Genomic DNA, 18,975 nt, shown 5'->3' on the forward strand with positions numbered 1-18,975 from the left:
GGAGGCTTTCCGTGATTCCAGCCCCGGCTGACGATGAGATGAGCATGACATTGGAGGCCTATGAGTTCTATTCGCAGGCGATCCTGTAGAAGTGCAACCCGATGACACAGGAGATCGTTTCTGTGAAGGTCGAAAGCGGTCTGCGGTAGTCGGTGTGCAGGATGCGCCCTGTCTTCAGGTTCGCGATGACCTGTTCCACAACCCAGCGGATCTTGTTGACCTGCCGGTTGTATTCCTTCTGCCATTCCGCGAGCTCGCCGCCCTTGGGCTTCTTGTACGGGGTGATCATGCCGTTGCCGACGTAGCCCTTGTCGCCGATCCAGTCTCCGGGATTCAGGCTGACGAGGACCTCGGTGTCGTTGATCGCGTACGAGTCGTGGTGGTTGCCGGTGACGGGATCGGAGATCCAGGCGAGCGCGCCGTCGAGGGTGCAGGCGACCTGGACGCTCATGCCCGTGGTCTTGTGCTTGCCGGAGTACAGACAGCGGTCCGTGCGCCATGACCAGCAGGGGAACAGAGTGCCGTCGACGATGTACTAGGCGGTCGGGTCGAGTTCGTCGGCGGTCGGTACGAACTCCGTCAGCACGCGGTCGAGGACCGGGGTGATGGCGGTGACCGCTCGGGAGATCGTCGGCTGGGAGACGCCGTGCGCCTCGGCGATCTCCGCTTGGACGCGGTTGCGACGCATGTAGGTCAACGCGACGACAGCGCGGTAGAGGCCGAGGACCGGGGGCCATGGCTCCGTGCTCAGATCCTGGCATTCCGCTCGGACCAGCGCGCATAGGTCGCGGATCTGGTCCGTGGTGAAGCCAGTGGTATGATACATGTTCGGCGGTCCGCTTTTCTTTGTGGTGTTGTGTGGTAACTCCATCCTACGGAAGAGTGGATCGTCCTTTTTGTTGAGGGTCTACTGTGGCGGGTCGGAGGCCTGCTGAAATAAGCCTCTATGCTGACACGATTCTTCCGGGCGAGAAACGTTCGGCCGAGGACCACGCGGTCGCGGGCGTCGCGTCGGGCGGCGGTGCGGCATCCGCCGGTGCGCTGGAGGTCCTGCGCAGCCCCGAAGGCGGTATGGAACCCGTGCTGGAGACGCTGGCCGAGCAGCTCAACGAGCACGCCCGTCGGTTCGCCGAGGAACATGGCCACCCGCTCGCCGCGGCCCTGCCGCCGTTCGTGGCCCTGGCCTGTCCCGAGCGGGTCGCGCTCATCCAGGAGCTCACCGCGCCCGACCACGTCGAGCGGGAGTTCTGGGTCAGCCTGGCGATGTTCAGCACGATCGCCTTCGACTCCGGCTCACACCTGCACACCACCGACGCCCTCGCCGCAGGTCATCCCGGGCTGACCACACTCGGCTACTTCCCGCCGGACGCCGACGGGCTCTGGCGGTTCCCCGCCTACTCGTACGGGCGGCAGCTGGCCCGCCCGCATGGCGCCGGACTCGATCAGGTGGGTCAGCCCGGCGAACTGGTCGCCGGCACCGAGGTGACCGGTGCGCCGCCCCCATTCCCAGGTGCTGCGGGCCTGGTCGACCCCGATCGACGCGCGGGCGTCCCAGTCGGTGAGCGACAGTCCCATGTTGGGAAAGACCCACCAGTCGATGTCGTCGGCCCCGAGCCCGGCTTGCGCCAACGCGCCGACGACCGACTCGCGCTCGGCGGTGAAGATCGATCGCACGAGTTCGACGAAGATCTCCGGGCCGTGCTGTTCGACGTATCCCGCGACGCGGGCGTCAGTGTCGATCGGCCAGCCGTTGCCCCCGTTGACGTTCGTCCACGGCTCGGCACCACGCTGCAGTCCCTCATGGGTGGTGTCGGCGACCGATACCGTGCTGAGCAGACGTGCCACACCACCGCCCCGGGCCAGCACGAGGGCGGTGCCGCCGTCGCCGTTGAGCGTGCCGCTGGTGCCGTACCGGTCGTAGCCCGGGGGCGTGGGCCCGCCCTGTCCATTGCCAGCCATCCCGCCTTGACTGCCAGATCGACCGGAGGAACGGTTTCCGAGACGCTGACGGAGAGGAATCCGTTCGCCTTCATCTCGTCTGCGTCGTAGCGGCCGTCAGCGACCGCCGCAGCGGTGCTCTCCCTACGTCCCAGAGACGCCGCAACCGCGTTGATGGATACATCGTCCCATCGCACCGACGGTCTCCCTTCGTGGTTGCAGATCTGGCTTTCGAGGGTGCGGGCCCGATCCCCGACATCGATCGATTGTGGCGCGATGTATGTTTCTGCCGCGACTCCGAGAATGCGCTTGTCCGGTGTCTCCGGGTCATCGTGGGTCGCGGTGGAACGCCGGCGCGGCGAACACATTGGCGTGATACGTTAGGTCGTATACATGAAGTTGAGTCCTGGTTGACCGGTTGAAGCAACTATTTGGAGGTATCATGGGAAAAGTCATCCTAGACATGACGGTGTCGATCAATGGGTGTGTCGCCGGAGCCAACGATGAGCCCGGCGGCCTGCACGACTGGTTCTTCATCCCGTCCGAGGTGAACCAGGCAGTGATCGAGGAGCAGATCAAGAGCACCGGCGCACTCGTGATGGGTCGGCGCACCTACGACATGGGCGCGAGTCAGGACGGGTTCGCCGAGAACCCGTTCCAGGTCGATCACTTCATCGTCTCCCACAGCGAGCCGGACAGCCGGCCCAAGGGCGACACCAGCTTCACCTTTGTCTCGACCGGGGTGCCGGACGCGGTCCGGCTGGCCCGCGCCGCCGCAGGCGAGCGCAACGTCGTGGTCGGCGGTGGCGCCAGCATCGCCCAGCAGTGCCTTGCCGCAGACCTGGTCGACGAGATCCGGCTCGCGGTGCGTCCGGTGGTGCTCACCGGCGGCATCCCGCTCTTCGGCGGCGGCGCCGGGATGATCGAGCTGGAGCGGCTCGCTGTCGTCGACACACCGGAGGTGACCCATTTCCGGTTCGCGGTCGCGCGGTAGCGGCAGCGCCGGTCCGGCCCGATCGCCGACGACCACCGGCCAGGCGACGGCCGTGCCACCCAAGGACGCTCGCGTCCTGGATGGCACGGCCGTCGCCTTTTTGGTTTCCCCTGCCCATCCTGATTGGCCGGATGGTGGCGGCGCACGACGGGAGATGCCAGTCGGCAGAAGGGCACGCACGATGGTGATGGCAATATGCGGCACGGGAGAGCTCGTCGGAGATGGAGAGATTCTATGGAAATCGAAGACGGAATCCGGGAGGACTTCCCGAAAGGGGGCCGCTCATTCGGCACCGAGTTTCGTCTATGTAACGCGGCGTGACGGCCGGGTGTGATCAACTCGGGCGTGTCGCTTGTGGAAACGGCGACCGGCATCGTCTAGACCATTCGGGTTATGTGGACTCGAACGATCGACGGCCGGCCGCCGCGTTGTGAGCGCATGACCGGGTTGGACTCCGATCAGGTCGACTGGTTGGTCCTCACACCACTGCCGGGCCAGCCCCGTCTCCTCGCCGCGCCAGCTCGCCAGCTGCTCCTCGACCAGCTGCCGGACCGGCGCGGACAGGCAGCGTTCGCCGGCGTCGGCCGGCAGCGCCGCCGCCGGCAGCAGCGGCAGCGACCGCCCCGGTGCGGGTGCCGCCCGGAGCGTCGGGTCGAGCTGCCGGCCGACGAGGTGTTTGAACCGTCGCCGTGCCGCCGGGGTGAGTCCGGGCGGCAGCAGGAAGCTGGTCAGAAAGACGTTGACCATCCGGGTCAGGTAGTGGAAGGCGACGACGACGCCGACCAGCTCCGGCCGTTGCGCTTCGGTGAACGGCACCGGTGTCGGGGCGTCCGGCAGATGGGCGCTGCGGGCCCATTCGACCAGCGCCCGCAGCCGCGGGTCCGTCATCGTCTGTGGCCGGTCGGCGACGACCGCATCGGCGTCGTGCTCGCCGGCCTGCGGGTACAGCCCGGTGCTGTGCATGTCCACGCAGTACGGGCAGATGTTGGCGACCGACACTCCGGCGGCGACCGCCTCCTTGGCGACGCGTTCCACCGCGCCCATCACCAGCAGCGGTTCGCGCATCAACATCCAGCAGGCACTGAGTGTCTCCGGTGCCGGCGAGTGGAGCAGGACCGGTGGGATGACCAGCCGCATCTCCTCGGCGCACTGGGCGTACACGGTGGCGACCGTGCCGAGCGCCGACTGCTCGGACACCGGACGGACGTGTCGCACCTGGCGTTGGGCGACCGACGCGACGACCCGTCGGATGACCATCGTGGCTCCCTCATGGCGCGGCGTACGGATGATGCGGTGTCAGTCTGATCACTGAAGGTGATCGCATGTTCATCAGAATGCCGACCGGTGGACGTCTGAGGGAACTTCCATATTGCCGAGGATCCCTGGTCACGGGGCTGGATAGCGGCGCTGCCCGATCGCCGGGGCGCTGATTGTCGGACCGTGCGGCTAGGGTGAGGTGATCTGTTGTCACAGAGTCGCATACGGTGACAATTGGAGGGGTGGGAGTGCGACACCTGCACCTGTCCGACGCCGTGCGGCCGGCCGACGGCGACGAGGTCATCGCCGACGTCGCCGCCGCCGTCGGCCACATCGGGCGGATCTGCTTCAAGACCGGACCACCACGGCGGGTCGGTGTCGAGCTCGAATGGACCGTGCACCACGTGGACGACCCGGCCCGTCCACTCGACCCGGAGATCCTCGGCCGGGCGCTCGGCGACCACGCCCCAGCCACCCTGCGCCGCGACAGCCCGCACCGGCCCCTGCCGCACGGCGGGCAGGTCACCGTCGAGCCCGGCGGCCAGGTGGAGATCTCCAGCCTGCCGGTCGACTCCGTCGCCGACCTGCACCGGCACACCGTCGCCGACACCGCCGCCCTTGACGCCCGGCTCGCCCGGGCCGGCCTGCGGCTCGGCTCCCACGGCTGCGACCCGTACCGGCCGCCCCGGCGCATCCTGCACAACCGCCGGTACACCGCGATGGCCGACGCCTTCGGCCGGTACGGCGCGGCCGGAGCGACCATGATGTGCGCCACCGCCGGCCTGCAGGTGTGCCTCGATGCCGGCACCCCCGCCCAACTGCCGCTGCGCTGGGCGGCCGCGCACGCACTCGGGCCGGTGCTGCTGGCGACCTTCGCCAACTCGGCACGGTACGCCGACCGGGACACCGGCTGGGTGTCGCACCGGATGCGGACCTGGCTCACCCTCGACCCGGCCCGCACCGCCCCGCCGACCGCCGTCGCGCCGGGGCAACCGCGGGGAGAGCCGGCGGGACAACCGCCGACGGACCCGGTGGCGGCCTGGACCCGCCGCGTCCTGGACACCCCGCCGCTGTTCATCGCCGACGGGCGGCACGGCTGGTCCCGGTCCGGCGCCGTCGGGTTCGGCGACTGGATCCGCAGCGGGCTGCCCCGCCCACCCACCTACGCCGACCTGTCGCTGCACCTGAGCACGCTCTTCCCCCCGGTACGCCCGCAGGGCCACCTGGAGATCCGCTACCTCGACGCCCAACCGGCCGACGACTGGCTGGCGCCGGTCGCCGTACTGGCCAGCCTGTTCGCCCGCGACGAGACGCTGCGTACCGCGTGGCGCCACGCCGCCCCGGTCGCCGACCGGTGGGCCGACGCCGCCCGCGTCGGCCTGGCCGACCCGGCGTTGGCCGCCGCCGCGCGAGCCGTCGTCGGCCTCGCCTGCGACCACCTCGCCGACACCGGCCTGCCGGCGACGACCGCCACCACGATCCGGCACTCGCTGCGTCGCCGGCTGCCGAAGGAGGACCTGTGACCGGACCGACCGACCTACGCGCCGTACTCGCCGACGACCTCGACCGCGCCCGACGACGCAGCAGCGCCCTCACCGACGCCGTCGACGACGCCGACCTGGTCCGCCAGCATTCGCGGCTGATGTCGCCGCTGGTCTGGGACCTGGCCCACATCGGCAACCAGGAGGAACTCTGGCTGGTCCGCGACGTCGGCGGCCGGGATGCGGTCCGCGCCGACATCGACCACCTGTACGACGCGTTCAAGCACGCCCGCGCCGACCGCCCCGCGCTGCCGCTGCTGGACCCGGCCGAGGCGCGCACCTACACCCGTACCGTCCGGGACAAGGTCCTCGACCTGCTCGACACGGTGACGTTCGACGGCCGCCGGCTGGTCGAGCAGGGCTTCGCCTTCGGCATGATCGTGCAGCACGAGCAGCAGCACGACGAGACGATGCTCGCCACCCACCAGCTGCGGGCCGGCCCGCCGGTGCTCACCGGCGCGCCGACCCCGCCGGCCCCGGCCGGACGCGTCGACGGTGAGGCGCTCATCCCGGCCGGGCCGTTCACCATGGGCACCTCCACCGAGCCGTGGGCGCTGGACAACGAACGTCCGGCGCACACCGTCGACGTGCCGGCCTTCTTCATCGACCGCGCGCCGGTCAGTAACGCCCGGTACCAGCAGTTCATCGACGACGGCGGCTACCACGACGAGCGGTGGTGGAGCGCCGAGGGGTGGGCCCACCGGCTGCAGGCCCGGCTCAGCGGGCCGGCGCACTGGCACGGCGACGGCAGCTACACCCGGTTCGGCCGGCGGTCGGCGATCGTGCCCGACGAGCCGGTGGTGCACGTCGGCTGGTACGAGGCGCAGGCGTACGCCAGTTGGGCCGGCCGCCGGCTGCCGACCGAAGCCGAATGGGAAAAGGCGGCCCGGTTCGACCCGGTGACCGGCCGGTCCCGCCGCTACCCGTGGGGCGACGACGACCCCGGCCCCGAGCGCGCCAACCTGGGCCAGCGGCACCTGCACCCGGCACCGGTCGGCGCCTACCCGGCCGGCGCGTCACCGGCCGGCGTGCACCAGCTGATCGGCGACGTGTGGGAATGGACCGGCACCTGGTTCACCGGCTATCCCGGCTTCGCGGCGTTCCCGTACCGTGAATACTCGGAGGTCTTCTTCGGCCGCGACTACCGGGTGCTGCGCGGCGGTTCGTTCGGCACCGACCGTGCCGCCTGCCGGGGCACCTTCCGCAACTGGGACTACCCGATCCGGCGGCAGATTTTCAGCGGTTTCCGCACCGCTCGTGACCCGCACCCCGGCGAGACCGCCTAGTGTGCCGCCACCAGCTCTACCTTGGCCCGCCGGTCAGCCTGACGCAGCTGCTGGTCGAGCCGCCGTACGGCCTGTACCGCCAGTCCTGGGCGCCCCGGGACATGCGCGGCGGCGGCACGGTCAACGTCGACGGCTTCGGCGTCGGCTGGTACACCCCGACCGGTCCGGTCCGCTACCGGCGGGCCGGGCCGATCTGGGCCGATCCCGGCCTGGTCGAGCTGGGTCGGGCCACCGCCGCCGGCGCGGTGCTGGCCGCGGTCCGCTCGGCTACCCCCGGGATGCCGTTCGGCGAGACAGCCTGCGCGCCGTTCACCGACGGAAGCTGGCTGTTCAGCCACAACGGGGTGGTGGCCGGCTGGCCGGACAGCGTCGCCGTCCTGGCCGCCGCCCTGCCGGTGACCGATTTGCTCACCCTCGACGCGCCGACCGACTCGGCGCTGCTGTGGGCGCTGCTGCGGCACCGGCTGCGGTCCGGCGCCGACCCGGGTACGGCGATCACCGACACCGTCACCGGCGTCCTGGCCGCCGCCCCGGCGTCCCGGCTCAACCTGCTGCTCACCGACGGCGAACGGGCCTGGGCCAGCGCCGTCGGCCATTCCCTGTCCGTCCTCGCCGGGCCGGAGCGGCTGATCATCGCCTCCGAACCGTCCGACGACGACCCGGCCTGGCGCCCGGTCGCCGACCGCCGGCTCGTCGTCGCCGACCGGCACACCTACACCGTGGAGGATCTGTGCGGATCGACATCGAGCTGACCGACGCCGACCAGCGGCACGCGCTGCGGACCGACGCCCGCGCCGGACTCACCGCCGACCCGAAATGGCTGCCCCCGAAGTGGTTCTACGACAAGTACGGCAGCGAACTGTTCGAACGCATCACCGCCCTGCCGGAGTACTACCCGACCCGGGCCGAGCGGGCCGCGTTGGCCGCCCATGCCGACGACATCGCCGCCGTCACCCGGGCCCGGACCCTGGTCGAGCTCGGCTCCGGTTCGTCGGAGAAGACCCGGCTGCTGCTCGACGCGCTGCGCCGGCAGGGCAGCCTCGACCTGTTCGTGCCGTTGGACGTCTCCGAGGCGGCGCTGCGTGACGCCGCCACCGCCATCGACCGGGACTACCCGGGTCTGCCGGTGCACGCGATCGTCGGCGACTTCACCCGCCACCTCGGGCGGATCCCGGCCGGCGACGACCGGCTCGTCGCGTTCCTCGGCGGCACCATCGGCAACCTGGTGCCGGACGAACGCGCCGAGTTCCTGGCCGCGCTGCGCGGGGCGCTCGGCGCCGGCGGCTGGCTGCTGCTCGGCACCGACCTGGTCAAGGACCCGGCCACCCTGGTCGCCGCCTACGACGACAGCCAGGGGGTGACCGGCGAGTTCAACCGCAACGTGCTGCGCGTACTGAACCAGCAGCTCGGTGCCGGCTTCGACCCGGCGGCGTTCCGGCACGTCGCGCTCTGGGACACCGACCGGGAGTGGATCGAAATGCGGCTGCGTGCCGACCGGGACACACAGGTGTACGTGGCCGATCTCGACCTGCCGGTGAGCTTCACCGCCGGCGAGGAGATCCGGACCGAGGTGTCGGCGAAGTTCCGCCGGGCCGGGGTTACCGCCGAGCTGGCCGCCGCCGGTTTCGAGCTGACCCACTGGTGGACCGACCCGGCCGGCCGCTTGGCGATCAGCCTGTCCCGCAGCCACTGACGCAGCTGCTGACCGGTGGTCGCTCAGCCCGGCTGGGCGAGCACCGGAAGCCCGGCGGCCCGCCAGGCCGCGAAGCCACCGGCCAGGTCGGTGGCCAACGGCAGGCCGGTGTCCTGCAGCGACGCGGCGGCCAGCGACGACGCGTACCCCTCCTGGCAGACGACGATCGGCCACAGCTGCGGGGTGTCGGCCACGTCGAGCCGCGCCGCGCTGTGCGGGTCGAGGCGCCACTCAAGCACGTTGCGTTCGATCACGTACGCCCCGGGAATTCCGCCGTACTCTGCGCGTTGAGCGGCCGGACGGATGTCGACCAGCACGGCCCTGCCGTCCTGCTGGGCCTGGTAGGCGGTCCGGGCGTCGACCCGGTCGAGGCGACCGCGGACCTGGTCGAGCAGTCTGTCGATGCCGGGTTCCGGGGTCACTGTGGCTCCTCCGTCGTCACGTCTGTCCTTTTGACTTGCCGCATCCGGCCGTCGACCAGGTCGGCGACGGTGGTGCCGTCCAGATGCAGCGGGGCCGCCGCCAGCCCCGCCGACCAGTATGCGGCGGCCAGCTCCGGCTCCACCGGGCCGTGCACCCGCGGCAGGTCCGGCCGGTCCGCCTGCAGCAACGACTCCACCTGGCAGGACGCCACCGTGTCCGGCAGACGAACCCGGAGTGGCCGAACGGGGTGACCAGCTCCTTCAACAGCCGGGGTGCCCCGGCCGGGAACACCGTACGCAGCATCGGATGCCGGGCCACGACGACGTCGACCGCCTGCTGGAAGCGGCGTCGGTCCAGCCGACCGGACAGCCGCAGCCGGGCCTCTTCCATGGCCTCGGTGGCGGGGTCGGCACCGGGACGGGCGTCGCCCGCCGACCGTCGTCCAGCATGACGAACTCGCCGACGGCCCCCGGGTACGCCTGCCACCCGCTTCCCGCTCCGGTCGCCGTGGCTGCTACTGGTACTCCTGCAGCCTTTCACGCGACCGGACCAACGAGAAAGCAAGACCGTTGAGGTCAAGAGGAAGGGTGGAACCTCCACGAAAGATGACAAGTGCGAGTTGTCCACAGCCCGTTGAATTGATCTCTTTGATCTGCGTTACTGGTGTTCACCGTGGACACGGGCCGCGACGGGAGGGCGTCCAGTTGACCGGACGGCGAGACGGTTTCATCAGGAGGCGCAGGGCGGCCGGCTTCAGCCAGGAAGGGCTGGCCGCGCGTCTGCAGGTCGACCGCACCACCGTTGCCCGGTGGGAGCGGGGTAAGGCCGAGCCACAACCGTATACCCGAGCACAACTCGCGGAAGCGCTCGGCACTTCGTTCGACGAGCTTGACGCCCTGCTCGCCGGGGAGCCGGAAAATCGATCTCTGGACATTGGCGATTGGGGCGGTACCGTTACATCGGGGGACGACAATGGAGGTGATCTTACGGACCGGCGTGCTTTCACGATCAATGCCGCTCTGGCGGGCCTGGGCATCGCCACCCCGCTGCGAGACTGGGTCACCGCTCCCGATGTGCCGCAGCACCTGAGCATGGAGCACCTGCAGCAGGTGTCGGCCACCATCGCGAGCCTTGAGCGGGCCGACGCGGCGGCCGGCGGCGGCAGCCTCTGCGACGTTGCCATCGCCATGCACCGCCGGCTGACCCGCTGGGAGCGGCAGGCCACCTATCCACGGCAGGTCGGCGACGCGCTGCAGAGCAACCTCGGCGATCTGGAAGCCTGGATCGGCTGGCTGGCGCTGGACGCGGAGCGGCGTGCCGAGTCGCGCCGCTACCTGCAGGAGGCGATCGTCCGCGCTCGACTGCGCGACGATCCGCACCTTGAGGTCCAAGTGCTGGCGATCATGGCGATGCTGGTCAGGGACGCCCGGCCGGTCGAGTCGGTGCAGATTGCCGAGGCAGCCCTCCGTATTTCGGCACCCTGGGCCACTCCTCGGCTTACCAGCCTGCTGCACCTGCGGACCACGCACGCGTCGGCGTTGATGGGCGACGCCGTCGAGTTCAACCGCGCACTCGCTAGAGCCAAGACCGCGCTCGATCGTGGCCCCAGCGACGACGACCCGCCCTACACCTGGCATGTCGGTGAGCGCGAGGTCAACGGAGCAGAAGGGCTGTCGCACCTGGCGCTCGGCCGCCCCGACAGGGCGATTTCCTGTTTGCAGGCGCGGGTGGCGCACCACGATCCGGTCTATCGGCGGAACCAGATTCTCGGCAAGGTCAGCCTGGCGATCGCGCTGCACCAGCAGGGCGACTCCACCGCAGCGGGCACCGTCGCGCTGGACGCGCTGCCCGACATCGCCGAGCTGAAGTCCGGGCGTGGCCGTAAGCGGCTCGCCGGATTGCGGGCCGACCTCGGGCAGGTGGCCGACCGGGTGCCAGCGGCACGGGACTTCGTCGAGGCGTACGACGTGGCGAAGGTGGCGGCCTGACGAGCCGGTCGACCTGCCGGTGCCGGCGGGCTGGGCCAGATGCTGGCGGCATCGGCTTGGCTGAGGCTGGGAGACTGGGCGGTATGTCGACTGTGATCGTGCCCGCCGGGTTGAGCATGGGTCCGCGCTACCGGTACGTCCGTCCACCGGATCCGACGCCGGAGTGCTACGAGGTGCATCTCGGTGACGACCTGGTCGAGCTGACCGAGACCGAGGCAGCGGTGTGGGCGGCGGCGTTCCTCTACCCGGACCGGCACGCCAAGCTGTCGGTCAACCGGGAGTCGCTGGTACGAATGCTGGAGACCGCACCCAAGCCGGAGCCGCAGGCCGCCCGGTACGTCGACGACCTGATCGCCCGGGGCCTGCTGGTCGAGTTCGACCCGGACGGCGACCTGCGTCCGGTGTTCAGCCGGCACAAGCTGCTGCCGTTGGCCCAGGGCCTCGGCTCCACCCCGGACGCCCCCCACCAGCACCGCATCGGCATCGCCGCCCAACCCCTCGTTGCCCTACCAAACTCGGTGTACGGGCTCTGGTCGTTCTCGTTCCACAGCAAGAACCTGTGGGAGGCGTGTGCCTACTATGCGGCGGCTGACGAGGACGAGCTGGAGCCGGGGGAGGAGCCCTTGGGGCTGACGCCGGAGTCGATAGCTCGGGAAGTCGCCGAGAACCTCCCGGTACTGATTTCGGCGACCTGCGCCTTCCTCGATCCGGTGGTCGACGAGTGAGCTGGCGGCGGCGCCAGTATCGGGCTGGTGAGAGACCAGCCCAGTCGTTCGTGCAGCAGTGGCGGCACGAGACGACGAAGGAAGGCACCGGCAACCTCGTCCAGCAGTTGGGGGCCGGCCTCGGTGCCCTTGCTGCGTTGGCGACCACGAAGTGGGGACTTCCGTCGTCCGTCGCGATCGTCGGTGCGATCCTCGGACACGCGGTGAGTGTCGCGGGCAAGGGCTTCGTCAACACGGTGTTGGACCGGCGACGTGAGGCTCGGGCGGGCGACGGCACGACCTCGGGCGGCTCCGGCGCTGGTGGTGGCGGTGCGAGACCGTTGAGCAGCGTCCGCCGCCGCTACCCCGGCCATCGGAGCCGGGGCGGTGGCGACCGGACGATCACTATCGGCGGCCCGGCGAGCCGGGGCGGCAGTGGCGGGGGCGGCGGGAGCACCGGCTCATACCTTCAGCAACTGCGTCGGCTGCTCGATGAGATCGAGACGCAGCAGGCGAAGCTGGCGAATGTCGCCAACGCGATGCGGGCGAGTCAGCTCGGCGTGGCACAGCTGCTCGCCGGTGGGCGTCAGGACCGTACGCAGGAGATCTACACCTGGTCGGAGCTGTCCCGCGCCAACGTCGAGGAAGCCGCCGTCCTGACTCACCAAGCAGTCAAGAGCCTGAAGGCGTACCTGTCGAATCTTTAGGTTGATCATGCGTTGACCAGCGTTGATTCCTCCGTGTGGTCACGAAGGTCGGCACGGTCGTTTGTGTCGTGCTGCGACAGTCGCAAGTAATCCGGCTCACAGTCCCTTGTGGCATGTGGAGACATGGCTGACTCTAAACGGTTCCGTGTCCACCACCACTCAGCCCTTGGGACATGACTCCGTGATCACTGGTGAACTGAAAAGCAAGATCGACCGCATCTGGGATGCCTTCTGGTCGGGCGGTATCTCCAATCCCCTCGAAGTGATCGAGCAGATTACGTATCTGCTGTTCATCCGCCGTCTCGACGAGTTGCAGACCCTCGCCGACAACCGGGCACAGCGCCTCGGCCCCGACGGGGTCCGGCACATTTACCCCGACGGCGACGACCCGCTCGGCGTGCCATACAGCGAGCTGCGCTGGCAGCGCTTCAAGAGCATCGATCCGCGGAAGATGTACGAGATCGTCGGCGAGCACGTCTTCCCGTTCCTGCGCACCCTGGGCGGTGACGGGTCGGCGTACTCGCGGCACATGAAGGACGCCCGCTTCACCATCCCGAACCCGGCGCTGCTCGGGCGGGTCGTCGACATGATCGACGACATCCCGATGGATGACCGGGACACCAAGGGTGACCTGTACGAGTACATGCTCAGCAAGATCGCGACGGCTGGGCACAACGGTCAGTTCCGGACGCCCCGGCACATCATCAACCTGATGGTCGAGATGGTGGAGCCCGGCCCGAAGGATCGCATCTGCGACCCGGCCTGCGGCACCGCCGGCTTCCTGGTCGGCGCGGTCGAGTACATCCGCCGGCGGCACCCGGACGCGCTGCACGACCCGGTGCTACGTGACCACTTCCACCAGGACATGTTCCACGGCTTCGACTTCGACAACACGATGCTGCGGGTCGGCAGCATGAACATGCTGCTGCACGGGGTGGAGAACCCGGCCATCGACTACCGGGACTCCCTCGGTGACGACGTCAGCGACGAGACCGAGGCGTACTCGGTGATCCTGGCCAACCCGCCGTTCGCCGGCAGCCTGGACTACGAGCGCACCTCGCGGATCCTGCAGCAGACGGTCAAGACGAAGAAGACCGAGCTGCTGTTCCTCGCGCTGTTCCTGCGGCTGCTGCGCAACGGCGGCCAAGCGGCGGTGGTCGTGCCCGACGGGGTGCTCTTCGGCTCCAGCAAGGCACACAAGGAGCTGCGCCGGATGCTGGTCGAGGACCAGAAGCTCGACGCGGTGGTCAAGCTGCCCGGTGGGGTCTTCAAGCCGTACGCCGGAGTGTCGACCGCGATCCTGTTCTTTACCAAGACCAACAGCGGTGGTACGGGCAACGTCTGGTTCTACGAGGTGAAGGCCGACGGCTGGAGCCTCGACGACAAGCGCAGTCCGCTGCTGCCGGAGGCGAAGCTCGGCCCGGTGCCGACCGAGGCGCTGACCGCCGAGGAGCACGCGAAGAACAACCTGCCGGACGTGCTGGCCCGCTGGAAGCAGCGCGACGGTGCCGAGCGGGAGCGGGCGCGCACCGAGCAGTCCTTCTGCGTGCCGAAGGACGACATCGTCGCCCAGGACTACGACCTGAGCCTCAACCGCTACAAGGAGATCGTGCACGAGGAGGTCGAGCACCGGCCACCAGCCGAGATCATCGCCGAACTCGAACGCCTCGAATCCGAGATCCAACAGGGCCTCGCCGACCTCAAGGGGCTGCTGTGACGGCGGCAACCACGGTACAACTCGGTGAGGTCGCGTCCCTGTCGAGGGATGTCGTCCCACCGGAATCTGTTAATCAGGATACCTTGTATGTGGGCCTTGAAAATATCGAGTCTGGTGGCGGTATTGCAGGCGTCGGCACGGTGGGTGCAAGTGGCGTAACGAGCGGAAAGTTTGTATTTGACGAGCGCCATGTCTTGTATGGCAAGTTGCGGCCATATCTCGCGAAAATTGCACTCCCCAATTTCTGTGGTGTCTGCAGTACGGATATCCTACCTGTGCTTCCAGGTGCAAATCTGGACCGTCGCTACCTTGCTTACTTCTTGCGGGTCCCGGCGAACGTCGATCTCGCAACGAGTAGGTCGTCTGGGGCAAATCTGCCTCGGTTGAGCCCGAAGGAGTTGATGAATTTTTCGATCCCGCTGCCGCCGCTGGAGGAGCAGCGGCGGATCGCGGACGTGCTGGACCGCGTCGACGCCCTGCGCGCCAAGCGGGCATCGGTGGGTCATAACTCGCGGTTGCTTCTGCAGTCGGTCTTTGTTCAGATGTTCGGATCTCCTTCCGAGATTCCTGACCGGTGGCCACTGCGGCCGTTCGATCATCTTGTCTCCGAGTTCAGGTATGGCACCTCGATTAAGTCGGGTGAGATCGGCTATCCGACACTTCGCATCCCGAACATCGTGGCTGGATCAGTTGATGTCGACGACCTGAAGCTTGTCGACGTTTCTCTGGCCGAGCTCGGCCGATTGCGGCTTGTTGACGGAGACCTTCTTTTCGTTCGCACAAACGGAAATCCCGATTATGTCGGGCGTTGTGCTGTCTTTGATTCGGCTGATATGTCGCGGCAAGGTGTATTCGGTGCCGACGTTATCTATGCCTCGTATCTAATTCGAGCTCGTGTCAATTCTGACCTGGTTCATCCTGTCTATGTGAGAGAGTACCTCAATGGGCCAATTGGCAGGTCTAGCATGCGCGAGCGATCCAAAACGTCTGCCGGTCAATACAACGTAAATACTGCGGGTCTCGGCTCGATTCCGATTCCTGTCCCGCCGCTGGATCGCCAGCAGCGCTTTGTTGAATCCGTGACTGGGGTCGAGCGAACGTGGGGCGTGCAGCGGCGGGCGTTGGGGGAGTTGGATGCGCTGTTTGCGTCGTTGCAGCACCGGGCGTTTCGGGGGGAGCTGTGACGGCGGCCAGCAACTTCGCGTTCCTGCGGGCTGAGTGGCCTGACCTGTTCGACGAGGCGCAGCGCGTCGAGCAGCACACGTACGCTGACCCGCGTACCGCCTGCTTCTATGCCCGGCGCTGCCTCGAACACCTGGTCAAGTGGCTCTACCGGGCCGATGAGGCGCTGCGGCGGCCGTACCGGGGTCAGCTCGCGGCGCGGATCGCGGAGCCGGCGCTGAAGAACCTGGTTGGCGAGGACCTGCACGCCAAGATGGAGATCATCCGGTTGCAGGGCAACAAGGCGGTGCATGAGAGCCGTCGGGTCAGTGATCGGGACGCGCTCGTGGTCTGCCAGGAGCTGTTCCACCTGATGTACTGGCTGGCCCGCACCTACACCCGCGACCAGGCCGCCGTGCCGTCGAGCAGGCTCGTCTTCGACGAAGCGCTGCTGCCGAGGCCGCAGGTGCGTCAGGCCAAGACCCGTGCCGAGCTGCGTGCCCTCGCCGACCAGCTCGCCGCGCAGGAGGAGCGCGAGGAGCGCGAAGCCGCCGCCGAGTTCGACGGTGACCTCGACGAGCAGGTCAAGCGACTCCGTGAGCAGGTCGCCGCCGCCAAGGCGCGCAACAGCAGGGTGCCGGACACCCACGACTACAACGAGCAGCAGACCCGGGACCTGTTCATTGACCTGCTGCTGCACGAGGCAGGTTGGGCGCTGGATCAGGCACGGGACACCGAGTTCCAGGTCAGTGGCATGCCGAATCCGACCGGCATCGGCTACGTCGACTATGTGCTGTGGGGTGACGACGATCGGCCGCTGGCGATCGTCGAGGCCAAGAGCGCCCGGCGGCACGCCATCGACGGCCAGAATCAGGCCCGGCTGTACGCCGACGCGCTGGAGCGGATGTACGGCCGGCGGCCAGTGATCTTCTACACCAACGGATACGAGATCTGGCTCTGGGACGACGTCAGATACCCGTACCGCAAGGTCCAGGGTTTCTACACCAAGGATCAGCTTGAGCTGCTGATCCAGCGTCGGTCGACCCGGCAGCGGCTGGCTGACACGTCGATCGACCGGGGCATCGTCAACCGGCACTACCAGCAGCGGGCGATCCGCCGGATCGCCGACACGTTCGAGGTCGACGGCCAGCGTAAGGCGCTGGTGGTGATGGCTACCGGGGCCGGTAAGACCCGCACCACGATCGCCCTGGTCGACCTGCTGCAGCGGGCCAACTGGGTCAAGCGGGTGCTGTTCCTCGCCGACCGGTTGGCGCTGGTGCAGCAGGCGACGAACGCGTTCAAGACGCACCTTTCGGACACGGTGACGGTGAACCTGTCGCAGGACCGCAACCGCACCGACGGCCGCGTCTACGTCGCCACGTACCCGACGATGATGGGTCTGATCAACGAGCTGGACGAGGGCGGCAGCCGGCGGTTCGGGCCGGGCTACTTCGACCTGGTGATCATCGACGAGGCGCACCGGTCGGTCTACCAGAAGTACGGCGCCATCTTCGACTACTTCGACTCGCTGCTGGTCGGGCTGACCGCCACCCCGAAGGACGAGGTCGACCGCAACACGTACCGCCTGTTCAACCTGGAGAACGGCGTGCCGACCGACGTGTACGGCCTGCAGGACGCGATCCGCGAGGGCTACCTGGTCCCGCCGCGTGCCGTATCGGTCGCGATCAGGTATCCGCGGCACGGCATCCGCTACGACGACCTTCCCGAGCACGAGAAGGAGAAGTGGGACGAGCTGGAGTGGGGTGAGGAGGAGGCCCCGGAGCGGGTCGACGCGCAGGCCATCAACCAGTGGCTGTTCAACGCCGACACCGTCGACAAGGTCCTCGAACTGCTGATGACCCGGGGGCACCGGGTCGCCGGCGGCGACCGGCTCGGCAAGACCATCATCTTCGCCAAGAACACCCGGCACGCCGAGTTCATCGCCGACCGGTTCAACGCCAGCTACCCGCAGCTGCTCGGCGAGTTCGCCCGGGTCGTGCTGCACAAGGACCGGTACGCCCAAACTCTCATCGACTCCTTCGGCGCACCAGTCAAGGATCCGCACATCGCCATCTCGGTCGACATGATGGACACCGGCATCGACGTGCCCGAGGTCGTCAACCTGGTCTTCTTCAAGCAGGTCCGGTCCAAGACGAAGTTCTGGCAGATGATCGGCCGGGGCACCAGGCTGTGCAACGACCTGTACGGCCCCGGTCAGCACAAGAAAGACTTCCTGATCTTCGACTTCTGCGAAAACTTCGAGTACTTCGGCCACTCGCCCACCCGCACCGAGGGGTCCACGGCCGCGTCGCTCAGTGAGCGGATCTTCAAGGCGAAGGTTGAGCTGATCAGTCAGCTCGACCAGCGGCTACCGACTGGCACGGTCATCGACGGCGACGGCACCCGCAGCGAGTCCGGCCTGCGCTGGGACGTCGCCAACGAGCTGCGCGGCCTAGTCGCCGGCATGCGGCTGGAGAACTTTCTGGTCCGCCCACACCGACAGGCCGTCGAGCGGTACGCCGACCCGGCGAGCTGGCAGCGGCTCACCCCGGCGGCGTCGGAAGAGATCAGCCACGAACTGGCCGGCCTGCCGAGCGACATGCGCCTCAGCGGTGACGAGGAAGCCAAACGGTTCGACCTGATGATTCTGCGGCTGCAACTCGCCCGGCTCGGTGCAGGTGGCCGCTTCGACCGGACCAAAGCTGACGTGCAGGCGATCGCCGCCGCGTTGCTGGAGCAGAGCAACATCCCGGCGATCCGCGCCGAGGTGGAGCTGCTCGACCAGGTCGCCGCCGAGGAGTGGTGGCGTGACGTCACCCTGCCGATGCTGGAAGGGCTGCGTCGACGGGTCCGGTCGCTGGTCCGGCTGGTCGAGAAGTCGAAGCGGGCGATCGTCTACACCGACTTCGAGGACCAGATCAACGACGTGACCGAGGTACGCCTCACCGGCCTTGACGTCGGCACCGACTTTGAGCGGTTCCGGGAGAAGGTCCGGGTGCACCTGCGGACCCACGAGGACCATGTGGCGTTGCAGAAGCTGCGGCGTAACCGGCAGCTGTCGCCGACCGACCTGGCTGAGCTGGAACGGATGCTGGTCGACTGCGGCGGCAGTGAGCAGGAGATCGCCCAGGCCCGGCGGCGGGCCAACGGCCTCGGGCTGTTCCTGCGCTCCCTGGTCGGGCTGGACCGGCAGGCCGCGACCGAGGTGTTCGACGATTTCACCGCCGGCCGCAACCTCGACGCGGGGCAGCTCGACTTCATCAACACGATGATCGACCACCTGACGCAGAACGGGGTGATGGAGCCGAGCCGGCTCTACGAGTCGCCGTTCACCGAGAAGGCTCCGGCTGGCCCGGACTCGGTATTTCCGTCGGCGGACGTCGACAAGCTGGTCAGCATCCTGCGTACGGTCAAGGCGAGAGCGGCCGAGCCGGAGGCCGACGCCGCCTGACCCTGGGCCACCAGAGCGACGGTCGTGGGCCGCATCCGTTCGCGAGTGGAGGGCTGAGGCACGTAATTCGGGCGTCTTAACGTGCCTCAGCCCTCCATTCGCGGAGGTCGCGGGG

16 protein-coding genes and 2 pseudogenes are annotated in these 18,975 nt (G+C 68.4%); 12 read left to right on the plus strand and 6 right to left on the minus strand.

The genetic code is table 11. The features are described 5' to 3' along the window. Positions 1-67: 67 nt before the first annotated feature. Together ACFHWS_RS07785 and ACFHWS_RS07790 are read right to left on the minus strand one after the other, a co-directional pair. Positions 68-532, minus strand: coding sequence for a transposase family protein (locus ACFHWS_RS07785; RefSeq protein ID WP_416567915.1), 465 nt, complete (start codon positions 530-532; stop codon positions 68-70). A 3-nt stretch (positions 533-535) separates the two neighbouring features. Next, on the minus strand, positions 536-826 hold the full coding sequence (locus ACFHWS_RS07790) for a transposase family protein (protein WP_416567893.1): 291 nt from the start codon (positions 824-826) through the stop codon (positions 536-538). An 86-nt stretch (positions 827-912) separates the two neighbouring features. Between ACFHWS_RS07790 and ACFHWS_RS07795 the strand changes: the two are divergent. Next, positions 913-1,428, plus strand: a pseudogene (locus tag ACFHWS_RS07795) (DUF5987 family protein); the annotation flags it as partial. 42 nt (positions 1,429-1,470) lie between these two features. Here ACFHWS_RS07795 and ACFHWS_RS07800 read toward each other — a convergent pair. Further along, positions 1,471-1,959 (minus strand): annotated as a pseudogene (locus ACFHWS_RS07800) (hypothetical protein); the annotation flags it as partial. A gap of 421 nt (positions 1,960-2,380) precedes the next feature. On the opposite strand from ACFHWS_RS07800, the gene ACFHWS_RS07805 reads away from it, so the two are divergent. Beyond that, positions 2,381-2,932, plus strand: coding sequence for a dihydrofolate reductase family protein (locus ACFHWS_RS07805; RefSeq protein WP_416567894.1), 552 nt, complete (start codon positions 2,381-2,383; stop codon positions 2,930-2,932). A gap of 303 nt (positions 2,933-3,235) precedes the next feature. On the opposite strand, the gene ACFHWS_RS07810 is transcribed toward ACFHWS_RS07805, so the two are convergent. Then, a complete protein-coding gene (locus ACFHWS_RS07810) occupies positions 3,236-4,189 on the minus strand; it encodes a carboxymuconolactone decarboxylase family protein (RefSeq protein WP_416567895.1) in 954 nt (317 codons plus the stop codon). Positions 4,190-4,431: 242 nt separating this feature from the next. On the opposite strand from ACFHWS_RS07810, the gene ACFHWS_RS07815 reads away from it, so the two are divergent. Genes ACFHWS_RS07815 through egtD form a run of 4 tightly spaced genes read left to right on the plus strand, consistent with a single transcriptional unit; the run spans position 4,432 to position 8,709 of the window. Then, a complete protein-coding gene (locus ACFHWS_RS07815; protein WP_416552692.1) occupies positions 4,432-5,712 on the plus strand; it encodes a glutamate-cysteine ligase family protein in 1,281 nt (426 codons plus the stop codon). Further along, positions 5,709-7,016: an ergothioneine biosynthesis protein EgtB gene (gene egtB, locus ACFHWS_RS07820; RefSeq protein WP_416552694.1), complete on the plus strand. Its 1,308-nt coding sequence runs from the start codon at positions 5,709-5,711 to the stop codon at positions 7,014-7,016. Before ACFHWS_RS07815 ends, egtB begins: the two co-directional genes overlap by 4 nt. Then, the gene (egtC, locus tag ACFHWS_RS07825; RefSeq protein ID WP_416552696.1) at positions 7,016-7,768 is read left to right on the plus strand and encodes an ergothioneine biosynthesis protein EgtC; all 753 of its coding nucleotides are present in this window, start codon (positions 7,016-7,018) and stop codon (positions 7,766-7,768) included. Before egtB ends, egtC begins: the two co-directional genes overlap by 1 nt. Further along, on the plus strand, positions 7,747-8,709 hold the full coding sequence (egtD, locus tag ACFHWS_RS07830; RefSeq protein WP_416567896.1) for an L-histidine N(alpha)-methyltransferase: 963 nt from the start codon (positions 7,747-7,749) through the stop codon (positions 8,707-8,709). The genes egtC and egtD overlap by 22 nt, the downstream gene beginning before the upstream one ends. Before the next feature lie 23 nt (positions 8,710-8,732). Here the strand turns inward: egtD and ACFHWS_RS07835 are convergent, their stop codons facing one another. Both ACFHWS_RS07835 and ACFHWS_RS07840 read right to left on the minus strand, forming a co-directional pair. Then, the gene (locus ACFHWS_RS07835) at positions 8,733-9,131 is read right to left on the minus strand and encodes a rhodanese-like domain-containing protein (RefSeq protein ID WP_416552700.1); all 399 of its coding nucleotides are present in this window, start codon (positions 9,129-9,131) and stop codon (positions 8,733-8,735) included. Further along, positions 9,128-9,328, minus strand: a complete 201-nt coding sequence (locus ACFHWS_RS07840; RefSeq protein WP_416567897.1) for a hypothetical protein — start codon at positions 9,326-9,328, stop codon at positions 9,128-9,130. The genes ACFHWS_RS07835 and ACFHWS_RS07840 overlap by 4 nt, the downstream gene beginning before the upstream one ends. A gap of 508 nt (positions 9,329-9,836) precedes the next feature. Between ACFHWS_RS07840 and ACFHWS_RS07845 the strand changes: the two genes are divergently transcribed. The 6 genes from ACFHWS_RS07845 (at position 9,837) to ACFHWS_RS07870 (ending at position 18,860) form a co-directional block, all read left to right on the plus strand. Beyond that, a complete protein-coding gene (locus ACFHWS_RS07845; RefSeq protein ID WP_416567898.1) occupies positions 9,837-11,120 on the plus strand; it encodes a helix-turn-helix domain-containing protein in 1,284 nt (427 codons plus the stop codon). Between the two features lie 83 nt (positions 11,121-11,203). Then, on the plus strand, positions 11,204-11,845 hold the full coding sequence (locus tag ACFHWS_RS07850; protein ID WP_416567899.1) for a hypothetical protein: 642 nt from the start codon (positions 11,204-11,206) through the stop codon (positions 11,843-11,845). Between the two features lie 50 nt (positions 11,846-11,895). Beyond that, positions 11,896-12,531: a hypothetical protein gene (locus ACFHWS_RS07855; RefSeq protein ID WP_416552706.1), complete on the plus strand. Its 636-nt coding sequence runs from the start codon at positions 11,896-11,898 to the stop codon at positions 12,529-12,531. A gap of 181 nt (positions 12,532-12,712) precedes the next feature. Next, positions 12,713-14,248, plus strand: a complete 1,536-nt coding sequence (locus tag ACFHWS_RS07860; protein ID WP_416567900.1) for a type I restriction-modification system subunit M — start codon at positions 12,713-12,715, stop codon at positions 14,246-14,248. Then, positions 14,245-15,432, plus strand: coding sequence for a restriction endonuclease subunit S (locus tag ACFHWS_RS07865; RefSeq protein WP_416567901.1), 1,188 nt, complete (start codon positions 14,245-14,247; stop codon positions 15,430-15,432). Before ACFHWS_RS07860 ends, ACFHWS_RS07865 begins: the two co-directional genes overlap by 4 nt. After that, on the plus strand, positions 15,429-18,860 hold the full coding sequence (locus ACFHWS_RS07870) for a DEAD/DEAH box helicase family protein (RefSeq protein WP_416567902.1): 3,432 nt from the start codon (positions 15,429-15,431) through the stop codon (positions 18,858-18,860). The genes ACFHWS_RS07865 and ACFHWS_RS07870 overlap by 4 nt, the downstream gene beginning before the upstream one ends. The last annotated feature ends 115 nt before the right edge of the window (positions 18,861-18,975 follow it).

Origin of the sequence: Micromonospora sp. LOL_013 (assembly GCF_048060315.1) — a bacterium.
Lineage (GTDB): Bacteria > Actinomycetota > Actinomycetes > Mycobacteriales > Micromonosporaceae > Micromonospora_E.